Below are 22479 nucleotides of genomic sequence, written 5' to 3'. Positions count from 1 at the left end.
TCGCTACTCCACCAGCCCTCCCCCCAGCGCCTTGTACAAGGCCACAGACGACTTGAACTGGTCGCGCCGCACGTCGAGCAGGGTTTGCTGCGCCGCATACGACTGGCGCTGTGCGTCAAGCAATTCCAGGCGACTGTCCTGGCCTGCATCGTAGCGTAGCTGCGACAGGCGCTGGCGCTGCTGCGCCGCCACCACCACGCGCTGCTGTGCATCGATTTGCTGCGCATACGTGGCGCTGCCCGCCAGGCCGTCGCGCACGTCGCGGAAAGCCGTCTGAATGGCTTGCTCATATTGCAGCACGGCCACGTCCTTGCGCAGGCGCGACAGTTGCAGTTCCGCGCGCAGCTGGCCGCCCTGGAACAGCGGTTGCGTCACTTGCGGCGCGAACGACCAGCTGCGCGCGCTGCCACGGAACAGATCACCGAGCTCCGGGCTGGCCAGGCCCAGCGACGCCGTCAGCGACAGGCGCGGGAAGAAAGCGGCGCGGGCGGCGCCGATTTCCGCATTCGCCGCCACCAGCGCGTATTCCGCTTGCAGGATGTCGGGACGGCGCGCCAGCAGGTCCGACGGCAAACCGGGCGGCAACTGCGTCAGCACGGGCTGGCCATCGAGCGGCCGGCCAGCCGGCAGGTCGGCGGGCAGCGGCGCGCCCAGCAGCAATTCCAGGTTGTTGCGGGCCAAGGCGCTGGCCCGCTCCCGCGCCTGCACATCCGCTTCCGCCGTGGCCGCCTGCCCTTCGGCTTGCGCCACGTCCAGGCCACTGCCCTGCTGCGCGCCGTGCAAGCGCTGTGTCAAAACCAGGGCATGGCGCCAGTCGGCCAGGGTTTGCCGGGCCAGCGCCAGCTGTTCCTCAGCCAGCCGCTGTTCCAGATACGCATCGGCGACAGCGCCGATCAGTGTCATGCGCGCGGCGCGCTGGCCCTGCTGCGTAGCCAGGTAGCGGGCAAACGCAGCATCGGACAGGGAACGCAGGCGGCCAAACAGGTCGATCTCGAACGCGCTCATGGCGATGCCGGCCGTGAACTGGTTTTGTGTCACCGCATCGGCGCCGCGCTGGCGCACGCCGCCCGCATTCGCGCCGATGGCCGGATAGCGGCCCGCATCCTGGATCTGGTACTGGGCCCGCACGGCTTCCACGTTGAGGGACGCCACGCGCAAGTCGCGGTTGTTTTTCAGCGCGATGTCGACCAGGCGCTGCAGGCGTGCATCGAGCAGCATCTGGCGCCAGCCCAGGTCGGCTGCAGTGTCGGCCATGCCTGGCGCGGCGACCTCGCCATAGCTGGCGGGAATCGGCGCCGCCGGCTTGACCAGTGGCGGCGTCAATGAACAGGCCGACAAGGCCAGCGCGGCCAGCGGCATGATAAAAATCAAACGCATTACAACTCTCCTTCCACCGCTTTAACCGCAGTGTGATTATTGCGTTTCTTGAAATAGCTGCCCATCTTGTCGGCGGCGCCCAGCACCACGACAAAGAACACTGGCACGAAAAACACGGCCAGCACGGTGGCGGTGATCATGCCGCCGAACACGCCCGTGCCGATCGCATGCTGCGTCTCGGCGCTGGCGCCCGTGGCCAGCATCAGCGGCACCACACCCAGCGCAAAGGCCAATGACGTCATCAGGATCGGGCGCAAACGCAAGCGGGCCGCTTCCACCGTCGCCTCGACCAGTCCACGCCCTTGCGCCTGCAGCTGGCGCGCATATTCGACGATCAAAATGGCATTCTTCGCCGACAGGCCGATAATCGTGATCATGCCCACCTTGAAGAACACATCGTTCGGCATGCCGCGCACCATCACGGCCAGCACGGCGCCCAGCAAACCCAGCGGCACCACCAGCATGACGGAGACGGGAATCGACCAGCTTTCATACAGGGCCGCCAGCACGAGGAACACCACCAGCATCGACAGCGCCATCAGCATGGGCGCTTGCGACGCCGATTCCTTCTCTTGCAGCGACTGCCCCGTCCACGCCAGCGCGAAGCCCGGTGGCAGCTGTTTCACGAGGCGCTCCATTTCCAGCATGGCGTCGCCGCTGGATACACCGGGCGCCGCGCTGCCCGAAATGCGCGCCGCAGGATAACCCTGGTAGCGCACCAGTTGCAGCGGCGATTCGCTCCACACGGGGCGAACCAGCTCGCCCAAGGCCACCATGCCGCCCGCGTTATTGCGGATGCGCAAGGCCAGCACGTCGTTGAGTTGCATGCGCGACGGCGCATCGGCCTGGATGATCACCTGCTGCATGCGGCCCGCATTCGGAAAATCGTTGACATAGGTCGACCCCATGGCCGCCGTCAGCATGTCGGCAATGGCCGTAAATGACACGCCCAATGCCTCGGCCTTGGTGCGGTCGATATCGAGGCGCACGCTGGCGCCGGGCGGCAAGCCATCCGGATACACGCCCGCCACCTTGCTGCTTTGCGCGGCCAGGCCCAGCAACTGGTTCTGCGCCGCCTGCAATGCTGCAATGCCCTGGTTGGCGCGGTCTTGCAGGCGCATGGAAAAGCCGGACGAATTGCCCAGTTCATCGATGGCGGGCGGCATCAGACTCATGATCACGCCCTCCTTCGCCTGCGACATGGCGGCCTGCGCCAGCGCCACTTCTTCCTGCGCCGTGGCGCCATTGCGCTCTTTCCAGTCCTTCAGCATGGTGAACGCCAGGCCCGCATTCGGCCCCGCGCCGGAAAAGCTGAAGCCGAGGATCGATTGATTCACTTCGATGCCGGGCCGCGTGGCCACGTGCTGCTCGTACAGCTTGACGACATCGAGCGTGCGCTCCATGGTGGCGTCGGACGGCAGCTGGATCGAGGTAATGAAGTAGCCCTGGTCTTCCTCGGGCAAGAAGGCCGACGGCAGCTGCATGAAAGCCACGCCCAGCGCCGCGACGATGGCGCCATACAGCACCATCGAACGGCCGGCGCGTTTGAGCATCGCCACCACGCCTTTTTCATAGCGGGCCGTCATGCGCTCGAACTGGCGGTCGAACCACAGGAAGAAACCCTTCTTGTCGTGGTCGTGCGGACCGATCGGTTTCAACATGGTGGCGCACAGGGCCGGCGTCAGGGTCAGGGCCAAAAAGGCCGAGAACAGGATCGACACGGCCATGGCCAGGGTGAACTGGCGGTAGATGGCGCCCACGGAACCGCTGGCCAAGGCCATCGGGATGAACACGGCCGTCAGCACCAGCGTGATGCCCACTACCGCCCCGGTGATTTCGCGCATCGCTTTCGACGTCGCTTCCTTCGGCGACAAGCCTTCGGTGGCCATCAGGCGCTCCACGGCTTCCACCACCACGATGGCGTCATCGACGATGATGCCGATGGCCAGCACCATGCCGAACATGGTCAGCACGTTGATGGAATAGCCGGCCAGCAGCATGACCGTGAAGGTGCCCATCAGGGCAATCGGCGCGACGATGGCGGGAATCAGGGTGTAGCGTATCTTTTGCAGGAACAGATACATGACGAGGAAGACCAGCACCATCGCTTCGAGCAGGGTGACGATGACCTTTTCGATCGAGATTTTCACGAACGGCGCCGTATCGAACGGTACCGAATACTTGATCCCGGCCGGCATGGTGTGCGCCAGTTCGGCCATGCGTGCGCGCACGGCGCTGGCCGTCTGCACGGCGTTGGCGCCCGGCGACAGCATGATGGCGGCACCGGAAGCAGCTTGCCCGTTTTCGCGGATGCTGAAATTGAAGCTTTGCGCGCCCAGCGCCACTTTCGCCACGTCGCCGATGGTCACTTTCGAGCCGTCCGCATTCGCGCGCAGCACGATGGCGGAAAATTCGGCCGGCGTTTGCAACTGGCCCTGCACCGTCAATGGGATGGTGACGCGCTGGCCGTGCGCGGCGGGCGAATCGCCCAGGCGGCCCGGCGCGATCTGCGCATTTTGCTGCGCGATGGCGGCCGTCAGCTCTCCCATGGCGATGTTGTACGACACCAGCTTGGCCGGATCGACCCAGATGCGCATGGCCCGCTCGGAGCCGAACAGCTGCACCTTGCCCACGCCGGGAATGCGGCGCAGTTCTTCCGTCACGTTGCGCGCCAGGTAGTCGCCCAGCGCCACTTCATCGTGCTGGCCATTCTCGGAAATCAGGCTGACGATCATCAGGAAGCCGGACGACGCCGACTCCACCGTCAAGCCATTTTGCCGCACGGCTTGCGGCAGGCGCGGCTCGATGGCTTTCAGGCGGTTCTGCACGTCCACCTGCGCCATTTCCGGATTCGTTCCCGGCTGGAAGGTGACGGTGATCGAGGCCGAACCCGATGTATCGGTGGACGACTCGAAATACAGCAGGTGCTTGACGCCCGACAGTTCGCGTTCGATCAGTCCCACCACGGAATCGTTCATGGTTTGCGGCGTGGCGCCTGGATAGCTGGCGCTGATGCTGACGCTGGGCGGCGCCACGGAAGGAAAACGCGCAATCGGCAATTGCGGTATGGCGATCAGCCCGAACAGGACGATGAAGACCGCCACCACCCACGCAAAGACGGGGCGGTTGATGAAAAATTGAGGCATGTCGTTAGGCTTTCATTGTATTCAAAGTGTGCATCAACGCGCCTTGGCGGCAGCCACCGTTGCCACGACGGCTGGCTTCCACGGTTGCGGCGCGGCGGTGGCGCCCGGCTGCAAGCGTTCCTGGCCTTCGATGACGACGGTGTCGCCGGCCTTCAAGCCGCCGTTGACCACATACTGGTGCTCGACCACGTCGCCCACGGCAATCGGTTTCAAGCTGGCTTTGTGCGTGCCATCGAGCACCCAGGCCTGGGCCTGGCCATCGCTGCTGCGCAGGACGGCTTGCTGCGGCACGAGCACGCCATTCGCCTGCACGGCGCGGACGATGCGGGCGCGCACGAACATGCCCGGCAGCAGCTGGCGCTGCGGATTGTCGACCAGCACGCGGACGACGGCGTCGCCCGTGCCCGCATCGACGCTGATGCCCGAGAACAGGATGCGGCCCGTGACGGGATGCGGCTGGCCATCGGCGCCCAGGATGGTCACGGGCAGCTTGTCCGCGCCTCCGTTGCCCGAGGCTTGCAGCGCCGCCAGCGCGGCGGCCGGCTGGCGCACGTCGACATACACCTTGTCGATCTGCTGGATGCGCGCCATCGGCGCCGCGTCGGCCAAGCCCACGAGCGCGCCTTCCGTCACCAGTTCGGAGCCGATGCGCCCGGCAATCGGCGCCTCGATGCTGGCAAAGGCCAGGTCCAGGCGGCGGCGCGCCAGGCTGGCCCGCGCCTGCGCCACGGTGGCCACGGCTTGCTCGCGCTGGGCCACGGCATCGTCATACGCCTGGCGGCTGATGGCGTCCGCTTCCACCAGCGGTTTCAAACGGTCGGCCTGGCTGCTGGCGCGCTTCGCCGTGGCCACCGCATGCTGCAGGGCGGCGGCGGCCGAATCGACGTCCGCCTGGAATGGTGCGGGGTTCAGCTGGAACAGCTTTTGCCCCGCTTTCACTTCGGCGCCCTGCTCGAACTGGCGGCGCAGCACGATGCCGCCCACCTGCGGGCGGATGTCGGCCGTGCGGAAGGCCGCCACCCTGCCCGGCAATTCATCGCTGAGGACGACGGGCGCCGCTTGCAGCTTGAGCACAGTGACGGCGGCGGGCGGCGCGGCGCCTTCTTCCGGCGCGGGTTTGGAACAGGCGGCAAGGCTGAGCAGTGCCGCGGCGATCAACATGTTTTTCTTGGTGAAGTGGCTCGGATGCATGGTCTTTCTCTATGGCAGATCCCAACCGGCGGTCCGGTCGATAGATAAGCGCAGCATAAAAGGCTTGCGTGGATGTTCCGTCAAAGAAATGTGGAGATTCGATGGAGAGAGCGAAGAATGCTAGACTATTTGCATGAACTATCATCACAGCGCCAGTCAGCCCTCCTTCCTTGCCACCACGCCACCTTCCGCCCTCGTCCTGATCGCCGAAGATGAACCGCAAATCGCCCGCATCCTCGCCGGTTACCTGGAGCGCGACGGCTACCGCGCGGCCTTCGCGCACGATGGCCAGGAGGCGCTGCAGCAGCACCTGGCGCTGGCGCCGGACCTGCTGCTGCTCGACGTGCAAATGCCCCGTGTCGATGGCTGGGGCGTGCTGGCCGAAGTGCGGCGGCGCGGCGAGACGCCCGTCATCATGCTGACGGCGCGCGACCAGGATGCGGACAAGCTGGCCGCCCTGCGCGTGGGCGCCGACGACTACATCATCAAGCCCTTCAATCCGGCAGAAGTGGTGGCGCGCGTGGCGGCCGTGCTGCGCCGCTCGCGCGTGCGCCACCACCCGGTGGGCGGCCAGCGCCTGCGCTGCGGCCCCATCGAGATCGACCAGGAAACGTATGTGGCCAGCGTGCTGCGCGACGGTGCGCCCGTACCACTCAGCCTGACGCTGACGGAGTTCCGCCTGCTGGCCCACCTGGCGCGCACGCCGCGCCGCGTCTGCAGCCGCCTGGAATTGCTGGAATCGTGCATGCCCGAGAGCAATTCGATGGAACGCACGGTGGACAGCCACGTCAGCAAGCTGCGCAAGAAGCTGGAAGAAGCGGGCGTAATGAACATGCCGGCCAGCCTGCGCGGCGTGGGCTACCGCCTGGAAAGCGACGCCTGATGCGCTTCACAGGCCTGAACCGGCAGATCATCCTGTCGATGTCCGTGCTGATGGTATGCAGCATCCTGATCATCTGGATCGGCTCCTGGACCTTTTTCGCCATCGCCTTCAAGATCGACCCCGGCATGCTGTCCGAGCCCGACGACTGGTCGCCCACCACCGTCGAGTGGCTGTGGATCCTTGCCATCACCATCTTCGGCCTGGGCCTGGCCGCCTTCTTCGCCATCAAGCTGGCCGCGCGCATCCTCAAACCGATCAATTCCGTGATGGACAGCGTGCGCCGCGTGGCGCATGGCGACCTGTCCGCGCGCGCCTTCGCCGGTGACCGCACCCTGGGCGAGACGGCCATGCTGGTCGATGACTTCAACAGTATGGCCGAGCGCCTGCAGCGGGGAGCGCAGGAAAGCCTGACGTGGAATGCGGCCATCGCGCACGAACTGCGCACTCCCGTGACCATCCTGCGCGGCACCTTGCAAGGCGTCGTCGATGGCGTGTTCAAGCCCGAGGAAGTGCCGTTTTCCAGCCTGCTGGCGCAAGTCGAGGACCTGGGCCGACTAATCGAGGACTTGCGCACCCTGAGCCTGGCCGACAGCGGCCACATGCAGCTGCGCATGGCCTGGACGGACCTGACCCTGGAAATCGAGGAAGTGGGCCGGCTGCTGGCGCAGGAAATGGAAGCGGCCGGATTTACCCTGCGATTGCACCTGTCCGACCATCCCGTCTGCTGCGACGCGGCGCGCATCCGGCAAATCGTGCTGGCCCTGCTCGACAACGCGCGCCGCTATGCCCATCCGGGCCTCCTGCGCGTGCGCACCCGCGTGCAGGCCGGCCAGTACTACCTGAGCGTCGAGGATGCGGGTCCCGGCATTTCAGAGGAACTGGCGCCGCATGTGTTCGAAGCGTTCCGCCGCGGCGACAGCGACGGCGGCGACCTGCACGCGGGCAGCGGCCTGGGCCTGGCCGTGGTCGAAGCCATCGCGCGCGCGCATGGCGGCAGCGCTGTCTGTACGCGCAGCAAGGCGGGCGGCAGCCTGTTTACGGTGAAGTGGCCGGTCGAGCATGGCGCGTTACCGCCCGTCGGCTGACTACGTCGGCGGCGCGCGCAGCATGTCGACAAAGGCGCGCAAGACGGCCGGCATCTGCCGCCGGCTCGGGTAGTACAGGAAGTAACGGGGCGGCGGCGGCAGGCAGCGCTCCAGCACACACGCCAGGCGCCCCGCCGCGATATCGGCGCGCGCATCGGCCTCGTACACATACGCCAGTCCCGCGCCATCGCGGGCCGCGCGCAGCATCAGTTCATCGTCATCGAACACCAGCGGCCCGCCGACGGCGATGCTGACGGCTTCCCCCTCCAGCTCGAACTCCCACGCATACTGGCGTCCGCTGGGAAAGCGCCGGCCTATGCAGGCATGCTCGAGCAGCGCGCGCGGCGTGGCCGGCACGCCGTGCGCCGCCAGGTAGGCCGGCGACGCCACCACCACGAACGGCTGCGGCGCGCCCACCGGCACGGCGATCATGTCGGCCGCCACGTGTTCGCCAAAGCGGATGCCCGCGTCAAAACCGTCGCGCACGATATCGATCATGCCGTCATCGGTGACCAGTTCCACCTGCACGCGCGGATAGCGCGCCACGAAGCCTGCCAGCATGGGTGCGAGCAGCAGCCGGGCGGCCGGACGGGGCACGTTCAGGCGCAGCCTGCCTGCGGGCACATCCTGCAAGACGCTCAGGTCCAGCAAGGCATCGTCGATTTCGCGCATGGCCGGCGCCAGCCGCGCCAGCAGCTGCTGCCCCGCCTCGGTCGGCGTGACGCTGCGCGTGGTGCGGTTCAGCAGGCGAACGCCCAGGCGCTCTTCCAGCGCGCGCAGCGCATGGCTGAGGGCGGAAGCGGACACGCCACGTTCAAGGGCCGCCTTGCGAAAGCTGCGCAGGCGGGCAACGGCGGCAAAGGCCGTCAATTCATTCAGGTCAGCCATAATTCATGAGCCATATTCAGCAATGCATGCAGGATTAGCCATCTTATCGCATGCTGTTGCTTCCTCCATACTCCTAGCATCTTTTTTTGGAGAGGAATGACAATGGAACACAGAACACTGGGCAAGTCCGGCTTGCGCGTCGCTCCCATCGGCCTGGGCTGCATGGGCATGAGCTTTGCCTACGGCGGCGCGGACGAGGCGGCATCGCTGCGCGTGCTGCACCGCGCCGTGGAACTGGGCGTGACCCTGATCGATACGGCGGAAGTCTACGGTCCCTACGCCAACGAGGAACTGGTGGGGCGCGCCTTGAAGCAGCTGCGCGGCAAGGTCCACATCGCCACCAAGTTCGGTTTCAATATCTTGCCCCATGGCCAGGGCGTGGAACGCATGGCGGGCGTGGACAGCCGCCCCGAGCACATCGTCCGGGCCGTGGAAGGGTCGCTGTCCAGGCTCGGTATCGAGTGCATCGACTTGCTGTACCAGCATCGCGTGGACCCCGCAGTGCCCATCGAGGACGTCGTGGGCGCCATGGCCGATCTGGTGCGCGCCGGCAAGGTGCGCCACCTGGGGCTGTCGGAAGTGTCGGCCGCCACCCTGCGCCGCGCGCACGCTGTGCATCCGATTGCGGCGGTGCAATCCGAATACTCGCTGTGGAGCCGCGACGTGGAAGCCGAAGTGCTGCCCGCCTGTCGCGCCCTGCGTGTCGGTTTCGTGCCCTACAGCCCGCTGGGCCGGGGCTTCCTGACGGGCCGGCTTACGTCCAGCGCCGCACTGGCGCCCGATGATTACCGCCACAGCCTGCCCCGTTTCCAGCCGCAGGCGATGGCGGCCAACGGGCATCTCGTTGCCGAGTTGCAACGTCTGGCGGCGGCGCGCGGCGCCACGGCCGCGCAGCTGGCCCTGGCCTGGCTGCTGGCGCAAGGCGACGGCATCGTGCCGATTCCCGGCGCTCGCAGCCTGGCGCACCTGGAAGAGAATGTCGCCGCAGCGCAGATCAGGCTGAGCGAAACGGAGCTGGCCGCCATCGGCGCCGCCATCGCGCCCGCCAGCGTGCAGGGCGCGCGCTACCCAGAGGTAGAACTTGCCATGGTTAGCCTGTAGACAACCGTGCCTGGCTGCGCTAACTTGAGTAAGCAATACAGGTTCTTTGGCCACTTGCACTTGAAATGCCGGAATCCGCTATCATTTCCAATCTGAACTATTCATTATGAAAGGGATTTACATGTCCGATTTGCTCGAAACACTGCAGTGGCGCTACGCCACCAAGAAGATGGACCCGACGAAAACGGTGCCGCAAGACAAGGTCGAGCGCATCCTGGAAGCCGTGCGCCTGACGGCCAGCTCCAGCGGGCTGCATCCTTACGAAGTCTTCGTCGTGACGAATCCGGCCCTGCGCGAACAGATCAAGCCGCATGCGTGGAACCAGTCGCAAGTGACGGACGCCTCGCACCTGCTGGTGTTTGCCGCCTGGGATAACTACACGGTCGATCGCATCAACAAGATGTTTGACCTGGTCAACACCGTGCGCGGCTTCAAGAATGAAGGCTGGGAAGCGTACCGCCAGCAGATCCTGGCCACGTATCCGCAGCGCGATGCGGAAACCAACTACCAGCACGCGGCACGCCAGGCGTATATCGGCGTGGGCACGGCCCTGATCGCCGCGGCGCAGGAAAAAGTCGATTCGACGCCAATGGAAGGTTTTGATCCGGCCAAGGTCGATGAAATCCTGAACCTGCGCGAAAAAGGCCTGCGTTCCGTCGTCATGCTGCCGCTCGGCTACCGCGCCGACGAAGGCGACTGGCTGGTGGACCTGAAAAAAGTGCGCCCTGCGCGCGAGCAGTTCATCACCGAGCTGGCGTAAGCGCCTCGCCTGTGATTGAAAAGCGGATGCCCTCACCGGCATCCGTTTTTTTTGCCCGTTCAGGCCGCTTGCGGAAAGCGCACAGTCACTTGCAAGCCCCGTCCCGCCTCCCCTTCGGCCAGCGCGATGTCGGCCTGGTGGTGCTCGGCGATATGGCGCACGATGGACAGGCCCAGGCCGCAGCCCCAGGCGTCGTTGCCGTCGGGACGGAAGAAGCGGTCGAACAGGCGTGCATGGTGCTGATGCGGCACGCCGGGGCCGTTGTCGGACACGCGCAGCAAGGGCCTGCCCTCTACCACCGCCGCCTGCAAGTCGACCCTGCCGCCCTGCTGCGTGTAGCGCAAGGCGTTGTCGATCAGGTTATTCAGCAATACTTGCAAGCCGTCGGGATCGGCCTGCACCAGCACCCTGGCCGGCGGCGCTTCCACCACGCCCAGGTCGATCTCTCGGCTGTCGGCCAGCGCGCTGTGGTCGGCCACGGCCGCTTCCAGCAATTGTCCCAGGTCCACCGTGTGCAACTGGCTGGCCGCCAGCGCCGTTTCATGGCGCGCCAGGCTGAGCAGTTGCCGCACCAGGTGCGTGCTGCGGTCCAGCCGTTCATGCAGCCGCGCCAGCGCCACGCGGCGTTCTTCCTCGCTGCCGGCGCGCTCGGCCACCTGCAGCTGCAGTTTCAGCGCCGTCAGCGGCGAACGCAATTCATGCGCGGCATCGGCAACAAAGGTGCGCTGCGCCGTCAGCGCCGCCTCGAACTGCCTCATCAAGCTATTCAACGCCAGCGCCACGGGCCGCAGTTCGGGCGGCATGTCGTCGGCCGCCAGCGGCGTCAGGGCGTCCGGCGAACGGCCCGCCACCGATTCGGCCAGCCGGTGCAGCGGCGCCAGCGCGCGCCCTACCACGGCGACGATCAGCAGCGCCAGGATCAGCGCGAACACCAGCAGGGGTGCGCCGGCCCGCATGGTCATCTGCCAGGCCAGCTGGTCGCGCACGGCCTGCGCCTGCGCCACCTGCACGTAGCGGCCGCGCCGCGTCTCGCCGTACAGGCGCCAGTCCTCGCCCTGCAGCACGACATCGGCAAAGCCGGCCAGCGCATAGCGCGGCAATGCTGGCTGGCCCTGCAGGACGGGCAATGGCTGCCCGTCCTCATCCCACGCCTGCAGCACGAACGCTTCTTCCGGATCTTGCGCGGCGGCCAGGCCCGCCTGCGGCTCGAACTCGTCAGGCAAGGCCACGGCCAGCTGGCGCAGCTGCAGATCGGCCAGTTCATTGGTTTCTTCCAGCAGCGAGCGGAACAGCGAAATGCCGGCGCCAAGCACGCACAGCAAGGTGGCTGCCAGCAAACCGAGCAGCAACTGGCGGCGGATGGTCAGCATGGCGCCAGCCGCATCTTGTAGCCCACGCCGCGCACGGTCTGGATACAGTCCGCGCCCAGCTTCTTGCGCAGTTGGTACACGTACACGTCGACGGTATTGCTTTCCACTTCGCAATCCCAGCCGTACAGCTTCTCGCTCAGCTGGCGCTTCGACACCACCTTGCCCGGATCGTCGAGCAAGGCGCGCAGCACGGAAAACTCGCGCGGCGGCAGCTTGATCAGCTCCCCCTCGAACGTGACGTCGTGGCTGGCCAGGTCCAGGATCAGCGCGCCATGCTCGATGACGGAGCGCGAACGACTGACCCGGCGGCGCAGCAGCGCGCGGATGCGCGCCAGCAGCTCATCGAGGTCAAACGGCTTGACCAGGTAATCGTCAGCGCCGCTGTCGAGGCCTTCCACGCGGGCCGGCGTGCCGTCGCGCGCCGTGATGATCAGCACGGGCAGCTCGGCGCCCCGCGCACGCATGGCGCGCAGCACGTCCATGCCCTCCTTGCCGGGCAAGCCCAGGTCCAGCAGCATCAAATCGTAGGCGAAACCGGCCAGCGCCAGCTCCGCATCATGGCCATCGCGCACCCAGTCCACGGCATAGCACTCGCCGCGCAAGCCCTCGACCAGGCTTTCCCCGATCATCGGATCGTCTTCCACCAGCAACACGCGCACCAGGACCTCTCGCAATCTTGAAAATACCGCTATCTTAACGTGGCTGGAGAAAGCTGGCCTTGCCACCGCCGCAGCATGTGTCCGGCACCCATCGCAGGAATTCACGATGCGGTGACTATGTGCGCATTTGACGCGTTTTTTATACGGTATATTTTCCTTCCCTCCACGCCACCTGGAAAGGCATGCCATGTCAAGTTCCACCCAAGATACCGTCATCGTCAAGGCGGCGATTTATCCGCCCATCGGCATTGCCCGCGTGGGCAACAGCCCCAGCGAGTACTTTCTGGGACCGGAAGTGCCGGAACCGGCGGCGCGGCCGGCCGGGTATTACCGCGATGCGTCCGGGGCCATCAAGCGCCAAGCGGCCGGCTTTCGCATCTACGGCTTGAATGCCGCCGGCGTCGCGGTGGCCGAATTGAACGCCAGCAATGCCGACATCGAATGGTCCGTCACCCTGGCCAACACGAAGGCGGCGTGGTACCAGTTCCAGATCGCGCTCGACATTCCCGAGGCGAATGTCACCCAGCCCTCGTTCCTGCGCAACATGGCCGTCACCGACCGCGCGCAATTATCCATCACGCCGGGGGAGCGGAAGATCAGCGGCCGCGAACAGCCTGCCGTCGCCTTCGACAGCGGCCGCTTCATGGGCACGCCCGTCTACTTGGGCGAATTGCGCACGGATGCCATGGGACGGCTGATCGTGCTGGGCGGCCATGGCAAGTCGGCCTCGTGGAATGGCGCGCGCGCCATTACCTTTGCCAACAACGAAGGCTGGCATGACGACACGGCCGACGGCCCAGTCTGCGCCAAAGTCCACTACCAGGGCCAGGCCTTGCCAGTCGACATGGCCTGGGTGGTGGTCGCGCCGCCCGACTACGCGCCGCAGCAAAAGTCGGTGCGCACCATGTGGGACTTGATGCGCGACTTGTTTGTTTCCGAAGGCAAACTTGCCGCGCCTGCCGTCCCCTCATTCCAGGACGATATCCGTCCCATATTCGAGCGCCTGTCCAACCTGCAATGGGTCAATGCCGGCTTCGCGGCCGCCTTCGGCTGGGATGGCAGCACGCCGTTCAGCCGCGACGAATGGATGGCGCGCCTGGCCAGCCCGTCCGAAAACCGCAAGGAGTGGCGCAACGTCATCTATAACCAGTTCCGCCAGTTCGAGCGCGACGCCTGGGCACCATCGCCGTGGCCGTGGCTGTATGGCGACGCGATGGCCATTCCGCCGGCAGACACGCCGCGCCAGAATTGCGCGCTGAGCAATCTGCAATTGCGCTTCCTCAAGCAATGGGCGGCCGGCGAATTCACGGACGACTACGCGCCCGGCAAAGTGCCACCGCAAAGCCTGGCCAACGTGGACCTGGCGCAGCAACCGGACACCCTGCTGCGCGCCGCGATGGAATTCTGCCTGGCCGACGCTTTCCACCCCGGCTGCGAAATGACCTGGCCCATGCGCCAGGCCAGTATGTACAGCGCGCCGTTCCGCCTGGCGCACCGGCCGCCAGGCTGGGTGGAGCCCGATTACGGCGCCGTCTTGACGCCGGACAATATCGGCAGCCCCTGCTCGGCGCAGATCGCCGGCGGCGTGACGCGTTGGATGGCCGTGCCATGGCAAACGGACACGGCCAGCTGCCGCTCCGGCTACCAGTCCGACTACGACCCCTACGTGCCCACGTTCTGGCCCGCGCGCGTGCCCAACCAGGTGATGAGCAAGCTCGCCTACGACACGGTGATGAACCGCGAAGCCCCCACCGACGACCGCCTGGCCGCCTTCGCCCGGCGCGCCGCGTGGATACGTCCGCTGGGCAACATCAGCTATGAAGAACAGATCAACAACATGATCGCCGACCTGGCGCAAGTGGGCGTGGTGGAAGTACGCCCCGGGCCTACCGACGTGACCGGCTTCCCGACATTCCTGCAGGTGGAAAACCTGCCGCAGCCGATAGCCGGCAAGCACCAACTGCGTGCTGCGGCGGCCATACCGGACGAGTTCGTCGACGTCGACCTGGAAGGCACGGAAAAAGCGCGCCATCTGCAACGGCACCGCTTGTGACCGTGCTGCAGGCCGACGTGCTCATCGTCGGTGCAGGTCCGGCCGGCGCCACGGCCGCCCTGAACCTGGCGGGGCGGCACCGGGTCTTGCTGGTCGACCGGCTGGCCGCCCCGCTGGCGCGCATCGGCGAATCGCTGCCGCCGGCTGCCGCGCGCCTGCTGCAGGACATGGACTTGCTTGACGCCTTCCTGCAGCAGGGCCATGCGCCCTACCACGGCAACCGCGCCTGGTGGAATGGCGCTTGGACAGAGCACCACTTCCTCAGCGATCCCGATGGCCACGGCTGGCATCTGGCGCGCGGCACCTTCGACCTGTGGCTGCGCGACGAGGCGCGCCGGCGTGGCGCCGCCTTGCTGGCCTCGGCCAGTGTCGCAGGCATCACGCCGGAGGACGGCGGCTGGAGAGTACGGCTGGAAACGCAGCATGGCCCCTGCGACGCGGCGGCGCGCATCGTCATCGATGCCACGGGACGCAGCGCCCGGCTGGCCCGCAGAGTCGGAGCGCGGCGCCAGCGCAGCGACCGGCTGGTTTCAGTGTGGCAATACGGACATGAGAAGACGCCATCCGCGCGGGGCTTTGCCCACATCGAAGCCTGCGAAGACGGCTGGTGGTACAGCGCCCCCCTGCCCGGCCAGCGCCGCGTGCTGGCCCTGCATACGGATGCGGACTTGCTCGACAGCAACGCATTGCGCGATGCCGGCTGGCTGGAAGCGGCGGCGCGCCGCCTGCCCGCCACGCGGGAATTGCTGGAACAGCAAGACTACACAGCCAATACACAAGCCCTGGCCACGCCCGCGCATACGGCCACCCTGGACGCCGGCGCCGGCCCAGGCTGGTTCGCCGTCGGCGACGCCGCCCTGAGCTTCGACCCGCTGTCGTCGCAAGGCATCTTCAACGCCCTGTACACGGGCCTGGCTGCGGCCGAGGCCGCCGACCGAACGCTGCAGGGAGAGCTGCAAGCCTACCAACACTACAATGGGGAATTGTCAGCCATCGGCGCGGCGTACGAACGCCATTTGGCATACTGCTACGGCCAGGAAACGCGCTGGCCATCGGCGCCGTTCTGGAGCCGGCGCATGCAGGCGCGGCAGCAAGCCTAATCCTGCGGTTCTGCAGCCGGGGACGCGCGATGCTGCAAAACATGCCATGCAGCTTGTGTGGCGCTGGCCAATAAACAACAGGCCCTGACAAAATGCAGGGCCTGTACGGGTGTAGCCAGACGATTACTGCGCCAGGTAGCGTTCCGAACGGGGGCCGTACAGCAAGCCATTCGGCACGCCGGCCGACAGCATGCGCGCGTTCGCCGTGCCAGCCAGCGGATGGCTCGCATCGGTGCTGGTGTTGATGATCTGCTTGACTGCCGCCGTCACCAGCATGCCGACCAGCCCGCCGCCACCGCTGTTATTGCCTTCGTTGCTAGACGCGCTGGCCGCACCCTTCCACAGCAAGGCGCCCGTCTTCAGGTCGACCAGCTTGGCGTCAACCGACACCACCGTCACGCTGTCGATCACGGCGTAGGTCGTGCCGTACTTGGAGATCGTCACGTACAGGCCCGCATCGGCGCCAAAGATCTCGTTGAGCTTTTTCGCATCGACACCGTGAATATCGGCGGCGTTCGTCAAGCCGTTCTGCTTGAAGGTTTCACCGACCACGGCCACCGGCAGCACGTAATAGCCCGCTTCGGCCAGCGGATAGGTCACTTGCGCGTAGACGCTGTTGCCGGCATTGACTTCCGGCGAGTTGTTCAACGGTGGCAAGACCACGATCGAACGGGGCTTGGCCGCCTTGAAGGCGGTGTAATCGTATGCCGCCTGCTTGGTGGCGCAACCGACCATGAAGATGGCGGGACCCAGGCACAGGGCCATTTTCAACATGCGCGACATCATAATTTTTCGCCTTTTTTCAATTTACCCAACAGGAAATCCATATACGGCGTCGATTCCGGAAACAGTTTTTTCTCGTCTTCGAACTGCGCGGCGACCTGCTCCGGCTTGCCCGCGATCGAGTACAGCATGCCCAGGTGGGCGTGGTAGCCCGGCGGCGCATGATTGCCCTTCGCACCGATCACTTGCAGGTCTTTTTCCATGGCGGCGATCTGCTGCTCGGGGCTTTCACCCTTCAGGTATTCGTACACTTGCGGCTGGTAGCCTTCCCATTGGTACAGGGTCTTCGATTGCGTGGCGCAACCGGTCAGGGCGGCACAGGCGAGCAGGCCCAGCAGGGCTGCGCCCTTGTTCATCATTGTTTTCATGGGATACCTTATTGTTTGCGCAGTGCGCCCGCTTCGACGCCAGCCACCAGGCGCTCGACCGCTTCGCGCATGGCCAGGTCCAGGACTTTGCCGTTGAGGGTGGCGTCATAGCTGGCGGTGCCGCCAAAGCCCAGCACTTCACGGTTCGACAGGCTGTATTCGCCCGCGCCGCCGGCCGAGTACACGACTTCCGATGTAGCGATATTGACAACATTCAAGGTGACCTTGGCATATGCCACTTGCGTCTTGCCGCGGCCCATGATGCCGAACAATTGCTTGTCGCCCACTTCCTTGCGGCCGAATTCGGTCACGTCGCCCGTGACGACGAAATCGGCGCCCTTGATATTCTGGCCCTGCTTCTTGAACTCGGCTTCTTGCTTGAGCTCGGCCATGTTGTCGCGGTCGAGAACGTTGAAACGGTTGGAGGTCTGCAGGTGCGCAATCAAAATCGTTTTCGACTGGCTGCCCAGGCGGTCGACGCCATCGGAAAAGATGCCGCGCATGAAGTTCGAGCGGTTGTCGAACTTGCCGACAGCGATCAGGGTGCGTGGACCAACGTAGGGACGGGCTGCACTGGCGACCGTGGGGACAGCCAGGGCTTGCGACGATTCGGAAGCGCAACCAGCCAACGCCGCGCCAATCAGCGCTGCAATCAACAACGCGCCGGGTTTATTCTTGTTCATAGTGCCCTTATGATGTGGAGGATCAGGAGCAACCTGCGAAATTGATTTTTGGCAAGTTAATTTCCTAATTGCAATTATATGGCATTGCATGTCTCACAATTCTCTCCAAAAGTAACGATGGCAAGGATTGCATGATTGCCCGACCTGTACAGGCGCGGCCCTGCTTGACTTCCCAGGTCCGATTCATTAACTTAGTAGTAAAAAAGCGTGTAGTCAGCGCCCTATGCCACTGTCCCTCACAGACCTCGCCCGCCGGCTTTTCCAACACCGGCGCCAACGCCACGCTTTTCACATAGACGGGTCCCAAGGCCATGCCGACACACGATCATTCCCCGGCCCATCCGCTGGCCACGGCGCTGGCGCTCTCGCTGGGCGCGGCCGTCGCCCTCGGCCTGTCGCGCTTTTCCTACGGCTTGCTGCTGCCGCCCATGCGCGCCGACCTGGCCTGGTCCTACCTGCTGGCCGGGGCCATGAACACCTTCAATGCGCTCGGCTATTTTCTCGGCGCCCTGGCCACGCCGGCCCTGATGCGCCGCCTGGGCGTGTGGCGCTTGCTGATCATCGGTTCCGTGCTGGCCAGCATCTTCATGCTGATGTCGGGCCTGGTCAGCGACACGACCACCCTGTTCCTGCAGCGCGTGTGCGCGGGCGTGGCCAGCGCCTTCATGTTCATCGCTGGCGGCGTGCTGGCGGCGCGGCTCGGTTCCATGCATAGCCAGCGCGCCGGCTTCTACATCGGACTGTATTACGGCGGCACGGGCTTCGGCATTGCATTGTCGGCCCTGCTGGTGCCGGCCGCATTGACGTCCGCCCAGGAGCACGGCGCCGCGCATGCCTGGCAGTGGCCATGGCTGGCACTCGGCATCGCCTGTCTGTTCGCTACCGCCGTCATGGCCTTGCCGGCGAAAGCGATCGGCGAAGCGCCGCGCGCCCTCGACACGCCGCGGCGCTTCGCCTGGCGCGACTTTACCCCCAGCCTGGCCGGCTACTTCATGTTCGGCGTCGGCTACATCGGCTACATGACCTTCGTCATCGCCCTGCTCAAGCAGCAAGGCATGAGCGCCACCTTGATCACCGTGTTCTACACTTTATTGGGCCTGGCGGTGGTGGCGTCGTCGCGCATCTGGGCGCGCATGCTGGACCGCTACAGGGGCGGCGAATCGCTGGCGATATTAAATGGCGTGCTGGGCGTGGTCACCATCCTGCCCGCGCTGACGAGCTTTGTCCCCGTCGTATTCCTCTCCGGACTGGTCTTCGGCGCCGTATTCCTGTCGGTAGTGGCGTCGACCACGGCCCTGGTGCGGCATAACCTGCCGCAGCAATCCTGGACGGCAGGCATCAGCGCCTACACGACGGTATTCGCGCTGGGCCAGATCGTCGGCCCCATCGTGGTCGGCTGGATCGCAGACGGCCCCGCCGGCCTGGAACGGGGTTTGATCGCCTCTGCCATCGCCCTCTTCATCGGCGCGGCGCTGGCTTCGCGACAAAAAGCGCTGACGGCGGGCGCGTAAGCGACTGTCTCGCACATGCATTGGCCCCGCTTATTGCGGTTTGGCATACTTTGCGACGCCGGTGACATCGAACAGGACACAACGCTGGTTTCCAACCACCCAGGCGTCGTGCCCCGGTGGCATATAGAAGACGTCACCCGGGCCATATTCCATTTCGGCGCCATCATTCATCCTTACCACCATCCGTCCCTCAAGGACCATGCCGGTATGAGCGGCCTGGCACGAATCGGTTCCTGCAATCGGTTTGACGTGCAGACTCCAGCGCCAGCCAGGCTCAAATTCGCCGCGCCCCATGGTCTGTTCGCCAAGCGTAAAGACAGCCATCCGGCCTGCTCCATCCTTGAATGGGCGGACTTCGTCCGGCTTATCCAAGGATTTCTTTTCTAACATCGCACTCATGACCCGCCCCTCCTTTTTGAATTTCTGGGAGTATTAAATTTCCGAATCGAAATAGTAAATCTGGAAATAGTACATATTCCAATACACTGCGCCCACAATCGACCACAATATAAAAATAACATGCATTTTCCAATATAGTTTAATAATGAAAATTTACAAGCAGAGTACCAAAAATTCAAACTCATACAATTGAAACTTCCTGACAAATACTTCAGCATGAATTTCATTACATAAACCTATTCCATTTCAACCTACGCCACCGATTTCAACTTCACGAAAAATAAACATGCACCATGCAGTGACGTTCGGCGCCGCATAGTAGACTACAGGCATAGCCCACCTTCGCGAAAGTACACGATGAACACCGATGCACGAAAAATCCCGGCAACGATGGATGCCGAAACCTTGGAATTCATCCAGAGCCTGTTCGCCCTGGTACGCGAAGGCGACACGCAGCAACTGGGCGCCATGGTTACCCAGGGCGTGCCAGTGAACTTCCGCAACGAAAAAGGAGACAGCCTGATCATGCTGGCCAGCTACCATGGCCACCTGGAAACGTCACGCCTGCTGCTCGCAGCGGGCGCCGACGCCAACGTCCCCAACGACCAGGGCCAGACGCCGCTGGCAGGCGTGGCCTACAAGGGTTACCTGGACATCGCCGAACTGCTGCTCCAGCACGGCGCCAATGTGGAAGGCAGCAGCCCGGATGGCAAGACCCCCTTGATGATGGCCGCCATGTTCAACCGCCTGGCCATCCTCGACCTGCTGCTGCAACACGGCGCCCGCATCGATGCCGTGGACAGCCGCGGCATGACCGCCGTTTCACTGGCCAAGAGCATGAATGCGCAGGAAACCCTGGGCCGCTTGGTCAGCTTGGGGCAGACGGCCTGAGTACGGCGGCTTGAGGTGCCCCGTTGTTGCGGCACCCAGGATCAGTAACAATTTCACGGACGGAATGAGGCTTCGCCATTTCAACGAAACCTCACCATGCCGATGAAAAGTCACCTATCGATTATCGCAACGAACCATCTCTAAATGAATTCTCCTCATAACCCAGTTCCATAGAAAATTTACTGGCTTCAACATTTACCGTAAATTCGCAACGTGTCCATGCAGGCTGATTATTAGCAACCATGAATTTCTGATGTGCGGTAGCCAAGTAATGGAGTTTCATCGTATCCGAATCACCGATGGAAAACTCGCTCTCATTAACTCCGTTGTTCGAATAAAATTCAAACTGACTGACATCACCTTCGGGAGAAAGGGCCGCAATCATCAGAATTATTTTTGCATCCTCTGGAGCGACATTATATAAACATTGTCCAATTTCCTTAGATATTTCAATATTCTTCAATTCCATTTTCATCCTTTGATATTAAATTTAAAGCAGCCAGTACACCGAGGCGGGGTCAGGTCCGCCATTCCGACACGACCTCAGCCATATCAATGTGCAAACCTCTGCGCAATCTCAGCGCCAATGCACATAGCTCAGGTATCGTCTACCGCATGACACGACCACTACGACTTGAGTTCGCCGGTGCCCTCTACCACGTTACTTCGCGGGGCGACCGGCGGGGCGCAATTTATCGGGACGATGCCGATCGCCTTGCTTGGCAAGAAGTATTGGAACTTGTGTGTGAACGGCATCATTTTGTCGTGCACAGTTTCTGCCAGATGAGCAATCATTATCATCTGCTCGTTGAAACAGTCGAGGCGAATCTGTCGCAGGGCATGCGCCAACTCAATGGCATTTATACCCAGCATTTCAATCGACGCCATAAGCGTGTCGGGCACGCATTGCAAGGCCGCTACAAAGCCATCTTGGTGCAGAAAGAAAACTATCTGCTGGAATTGGCCCGCTACATCGTCTTGAATCCAGTCCGGGCGCACATGGTGACATCACCCGACGACTGGTACTGGAGCAGCCATCACTACGTTTTGGACGATGCAATGCCTCCATGCTGGTTGACGCGTGACTGGCTCTTGAGCCAGTTTGGCGCCACGCGCGACGAGGCGGTCGCCAACTACTCTCGGTTTGTCGCGGCCGGGATAGGCGAAACTAGTCCGCTCATCCATACTTGCCACCAGATGCTTCTGGGCGATGACGCCTTCGTTTCGGCACATCAGCAATCGCAGCGTTCCGATGCATTCAAAGATACGCCAAGGCAGCAGCGCCGCGCGGTCACACTGTCACTCGCGCAATATCAGGTCCGCTATAGCGACAGAGACGAGGCAATGGCACGCGCTTATCTGTCTACCGCTTTTACCATGTCCCACATCGCCGCCGCTTTTCACGTCTCGAGCAAGACAGTCAGTCGGGCCGTATCGGCATTTAATACAGCGCAACTTGCCGCAAATAGAGATGACTAAAGCTGAGATCGTGTACAAATGGCGGACCTGACCCCGGCCCATGCCTCTGTCGTCAGGTCTGACGCCGGCCTAACCCGCGCCATGCCAAACCGCGTTTGAATTTCACCCTGGACGGAAACTTATTTTTCTGACTTGGGCAGAGTTGGTTTGTAATTGTGGTTAGGTACAAATTCTCCTGTCAATTTTCCACCCTCATCAACTTTCCACGCCCCAACAACGGCTTCCGGAGGAACATATTCCGTCGGCCCAAATGAGCCTTCAATCTTGTAGACCCAGCCGTTAGGATTTTCAAGTGCGGCCTTCACTACGTCCGCTGTAATTTCATGCTCTAGTTCGCTATTTTTCATTTCAAACTCCTAAGCCAATTCTCGTAACCAATGCGCTGCTCTTCCACAGTGCCTACCTGATCAATAGTTGCCATATCAAGAACATTTACCAGACCTTCGTCGCTGGCTTGAAGCCCAAAGCTTAATATGTAGATCCTCCGCCCTCCGCCCATTTGCAGCATCATCCGGGATGGGTACGCGTCCTTTCGAGCAGCGTTGCAAAGCAAAAGATAACCATCCGGCTCAATTCGCAGGCGAAATTTTAATAAGGCGCCAAACCAATTATCATCTACAAACGACATTATCCCGAATCGCTGGCTCTTAACAATAAGGGTAATTGACGCATCTCGCGTAAACTCAATTTCGCAGCGCTCCTCAGCAACTCCCGGCGATGCAATTGTTATGTAATAGATACTCATCGAACCT

General features: G+C 63.4%; 22 protein-coding genes. 9 read left to right on the top strand and 13 right to left on the bottom strand.

The features are described from left to right. Window positions 1–3 precede the first annotated feature (3 nt). Genes ACQ4WY_RS26460 through ACQ4WY_RS26450 form a run of 3 tightly spaced genes read right to left on the bottom strand, consistent with a single transcriptional unit; the run spans window position 4 to window position 5714 of the window. A complete protein-coding gene (locus ACQ4WY_RS26460) occupies window positions 4–1377 on the bottom strand; it encodes an efflux transporter outer membrane subunit (RefSeq protein ID WP_436506647.1) in 1374 nt (457 codons plus the stop codon). Beyond that, the gene (locus ACQ4WY_RS26455) at window positions 1377–4523 is read right to left on the bottom strand and encodes a multidrug efflux RND transporter permease subunit (RefSeq protein WP_436506646.1); all 3147 of its coding nucleotides are present in this window, start codon (window positions 4521–4523) and stop codon (window positions 1377–1379) included. The genes ACQ4WY_RS26460 and ACQ4WY_RS26455 overlap by 1 nt, the downstream gene beginning before the upstream one ends. A 33-nt stretch (window positions 4524–4556) precedes the next feature. Then, window positions 4557–5714: an efflux RND transporter periplasmic adaptor subunit gene (locus tag ACQ4WY_RS26450; protein WP_436506645.1), complete on the bottom strand. Its 1158-nt coding sequence runs from the start codon at window positions 5712–5714 to the stop codon at window positions 4557–4559. A 133-nt stretch (window positions 5715–5847) separates the two neighbouring features. Between ACQ4WY_RS26450 and ACQ4WY_RS26445 the strand changes: the two genes are divergently transcribed. Together ACQ4WY_RS26445 and ACQ4WY_RS26440 are read left to right on the top strand one after the other, a co-directional pair. After that, entirely contained in the window at window positions 5848–6597 is a 750-nt protein-coding gene (locus tag ACQ4WY_RS26445; RefSeq protein ID WP_436506644.1) for a response regulator, read from the top strand. After that, a complete protein-coding gene (locus tag ACQ4WY_RS26440) occupies window positions 6597–7682 on the top strand; it encodes an ATP-binding protein (RefSeq protein ID WP_436506643.1) in 1086 nt (361 codons plus the stop codon). The genes ACQ4WY_RS26445 and ACQ4WY_RS26440 overlap by 1 nt, the downstream gene beginning before the upstream one ends. Here ACQ4WY_RS26440 and ACQ4WY_RS26435 read toward each other — a convergent pair whose 3' ends face one another. Beyond that, entirely contained in the window at window positions 7683–8570 is an 888-nt protein-coding gene (locus tag ACQ4WY_RS26435; RefSeq protein ID WP_436506642.1) for a LysR family transcriptional regulator, read from the bottom strand. It abuts the gene before it with no gap. A 102-nt stretch (window positions 8571–8672) separates the two neighbouring features. Here ACQ4WY_RS26435 and ACQ4WY_RS26430 point away from each other — a divergent pair, with 102 nt between their 5' ends. Next, complete coding sequence (locus tag ACQ4WY_RS26430) at window positions 8673–9671, top strand: aldo/keto reductase (protein WP_436506641.1); 999 nt, start codon at window positions 8673–8675, stop codon at window positions 9669–9671. A gap of 121 nt (window positions 9672–9792) precedes the next feature. Next, window positions 9793–10431 carry an NAD(P)H-dependent oxidoreductase gene (locus tag ACQ4WY_RS26425; RefSeq protein ID WP_436506640.1) on the top strand — a complete coding sequence of 213 codons (639 nt, stop codon included), beginning with the start codon at window positions 9793–9795 and terminating at the stop codon, window positions 10429–10431. A 59-nt stretch (window positions 10432–10490) separates the two neighbouring features. On the opposite strand, the gene ACQ4WY_RS26420 is transcribed toward ACQ4WY_RS26425, so the two are convergent. Together ACQ4WY_RS26420 and ACQ4WY_RS26415 are read right to left on the bottom strand one after the other, a co-directional pair. Further along, on the bottom strand, window positions 10491–11801 hold the full coding sequence (locus tag ACQ4WY_RS26420; RefSeq protein WP_436506639.1) for an ATP-binding protein: 1311 nt from the start codon (window positions 11799–11801) through the stop codon (window positions 10491–10493). Continuing rightward, entirely contained in the window at window positions 11795–12460 is a 666-nt protein-coding gene (locus tag ACQ4WY_RS26415; protein ID WP_353657526.1) for a response regulator transcription factor, read from the bottom strand. The genes ACQ4WY_RS26420 and ACQ4WY_RS26415 overlap by 7 nt, the downstream gene beginning before the upstream one ends. Before the next feature lie 187 nt (window positions 12461–12647). Here ACQ4WY_RS26415 and ACQ4WY_RS26410 point away from each other — a divergent pair, with 187 nt between their 5' ends. Together ACQ4WY_RS26410 and ACQ4WY_RS26405 are read left to right on the top strand one after the other, a co-directional pair. Next, entirely contained in the window at window positions 12648–14513 is a 1866-nt protein-coding gene (locus tag ACQ4WY_RS26410) for a LodA/GoxA family CTQ-dependent oxidase (RefSeq protein ID WP_436506638.1), read from the top strand. Continuing rightward, window positions 14510–15613 carry a tryptophan 7-halogenase gene (locus tag ACQ4WY_RS26405; RefSeq protein ID WP_436506637.1) on the top strand — a complete coding sequence of 368 codons (1104 nt, stop codon included), beginning with the start codon at window positions 14510–14512 and terminating at the stop codon, window positions 15611–15613. The genes ACQ4WY_RS26410 and ACQ4WY_RS26405 overlap by 4 nt, the downstream gene beginning before the upstream one ends. A gap of 123 nt (window positions 15614–15736) precedes the next feature. On the opposite strand, the gene ACQ4WY_RS26400 is transcribed toward ACQ4WY_RS26405, so the two are convergent. The 3 genes from ACQ4WY_RS26400 to ACQ4WY_RS26390 are packed head-to-tail and all read right to left on the bottom strand — an operon-like array spanning window position 15737 to window position 17447. Beyond that, window positions 15737–16399 carry a DUF799 domain-containing protein gene (locus ACQ4WY_RS26400; RefSeq protein WP_436506636.1) on the bottom strand — a complete coding sequence of 221 codons (663 nt, stop codon included), beginning with the start codon at window positions 16397–16399 and terminating at the stop codon, window positions 15737–15739. Further along, a complete protein-coding gene (locus ACQ4WY_RS26395; RefSeq protein WP_436506635.1) occupies window positions 16396–16764 on the bottom strand; it encodes a DUF4810 domain-containing protein in 369 nt (122 codons plus the stop codon). The genes ACQ4WY_RS26400 and ACQ4WY_RS26395 overlap by 4 nt, the downstream gene beginning before the upstream one ends. Window positions 16765–16772: 8 nt before the next feature. After that, window positions 16773–17447 carry a CsgG/HfaB family protein gene (locus tag ACQ4WY_RS26390; protein ID WP_071077629.1) on the bottom strand — a complete coding sequence of 225 codons (675 nt, stop codon included), beginning with the start codon at window positions 17445–17447 and terminating at the stop codon, window positions 16773–16775. A 311-nt stretch (window positions 17448–17758) separates the two neighbouring features. Here ACQ4WY_RS26390 and ACQ4WY_RS26385 point away from each other — a divergent pair, with 311 nt between their 5' ends. Further along, window positions 17759–18958 carry a YbfB/YjiJ family MFS transporter gene (locus ACQ4WY_RS26385; protein ID WP_436506634.1) on the top strand — a complete coding sequence of 400 codons (1200 nt, stop codon included), beginning with the start codon at window positions 17759–17761 and terminating at the stop codon, window positions 18956–18958. Between the two features lie 30 nt (window positions 18959–18988). Here the strand turns inward: ACQ4WY_RS26385 and ACQ4WY_RS26380 are convergent, their stop codons facing one another. Then, window positions 18989–19357, bottom strand: coding sequence for a cupin domain-containing protein (locus tag ACQ4WY_RS26380; protein ID WP_215409092.1), 369 nt, complete (start codon window positions 19355–19357; stop codon window positions 18989–18991). Between the two features lie 357 nt (window positions 19358–19714). Here ACQ4WY_RS26380 and ACQ4WY_RS26375 point away from each other — a divergent pair, with 357 nt between their 5' ends. Further along, window positions 19715–20248: an ankyrin repeat domain-containing protein gene (locus ACQ4WY_RS26375; RefSeq protein WP_436506633.1), complete on the top strand. Its 534-nt coding sequence runs from the start codon at window positions 19715–19717 to the stop codon at window positions 20246–20248. 121 nt (window positions 20249–20369) lie between these two features. On the opposite strand, the gene ACQ4WY_RS26370 is transcribed toward ACQ4WY_RS26375, so the two are convergent. Continuing rightward, window positions 20370–20717, bottom strand: coding sequence for a hypothetical protein (locus ACQ4WY_RS26370; RefSeq protein WP_436506632.1), 348 nt, complete (start codon window positions 20715–20717; stop codon window positions 20370–20372). A gap of 86 nt (window positions 20718–20803) precedes the next feature. Here ACQ4WY_RS26370 and ACQ4WY_RS26365 point away from each other — a divergent pair, with 86 nt between their 5' ends. Beyond that, window positions 20804–21727 (top strand): transposase, encoded by a 924-nt coding sequence (locus ACQ4WY_RS26365; protein WP_436506631.1) that lies wholly within the window; start codon window positions 20804–20806, stop codon window positions 21725–21727. A gap of 119 nt (window positions 21728–21846) precedes the next feature. Here ACQ4WY_RS26365 and ACQ4WY_RS26360 read toward each other — a convergent pair whose 3' ends face one another. Both ACQ4WY_RS26360 and ACQ4WY_RS26355 read right to left on the bottom strand, forming a co-directional pair. Continuing rightward, entirely contained in the window at window positions 21847–22074 is a 228-nt protein-coding gene (locus ACQ4WY_RS26360) for a hypothetical protein (protein WP_083293074.1), read from the bottom strand. Next, complete coding sequence (locus tag ACQ4WY_RS26355; RefSeq protein ID WP_436506630.1) at window positions 22071–22472, bottom strand: hypothetical protein; 402 nt, start codon at window positions 22470–22472, stop codon at window positions 22071–22073. Before ACQ4WY_RS26355 ends, ACQ4WY_RS26360 begins: the two co-directional genes overlap by 4 nt. Between the last annotated feature and the right edge of the window lie 7 nt (window positions 22473–22479).

It is taken from the genome of Janthinobacterium salmonicoloratum (genome assembly GCF_051380845.1).
GTDB lineage: Bacteria > Pseudomonadota > Gammaproteobacteria > Burkholderiales > Burkholderiaceae_D > Janthinobacterium > Janthinobacterium lividum_F.
This window is presented reverse-complemented; position numbering and strand designations above follow the sequence as displayed.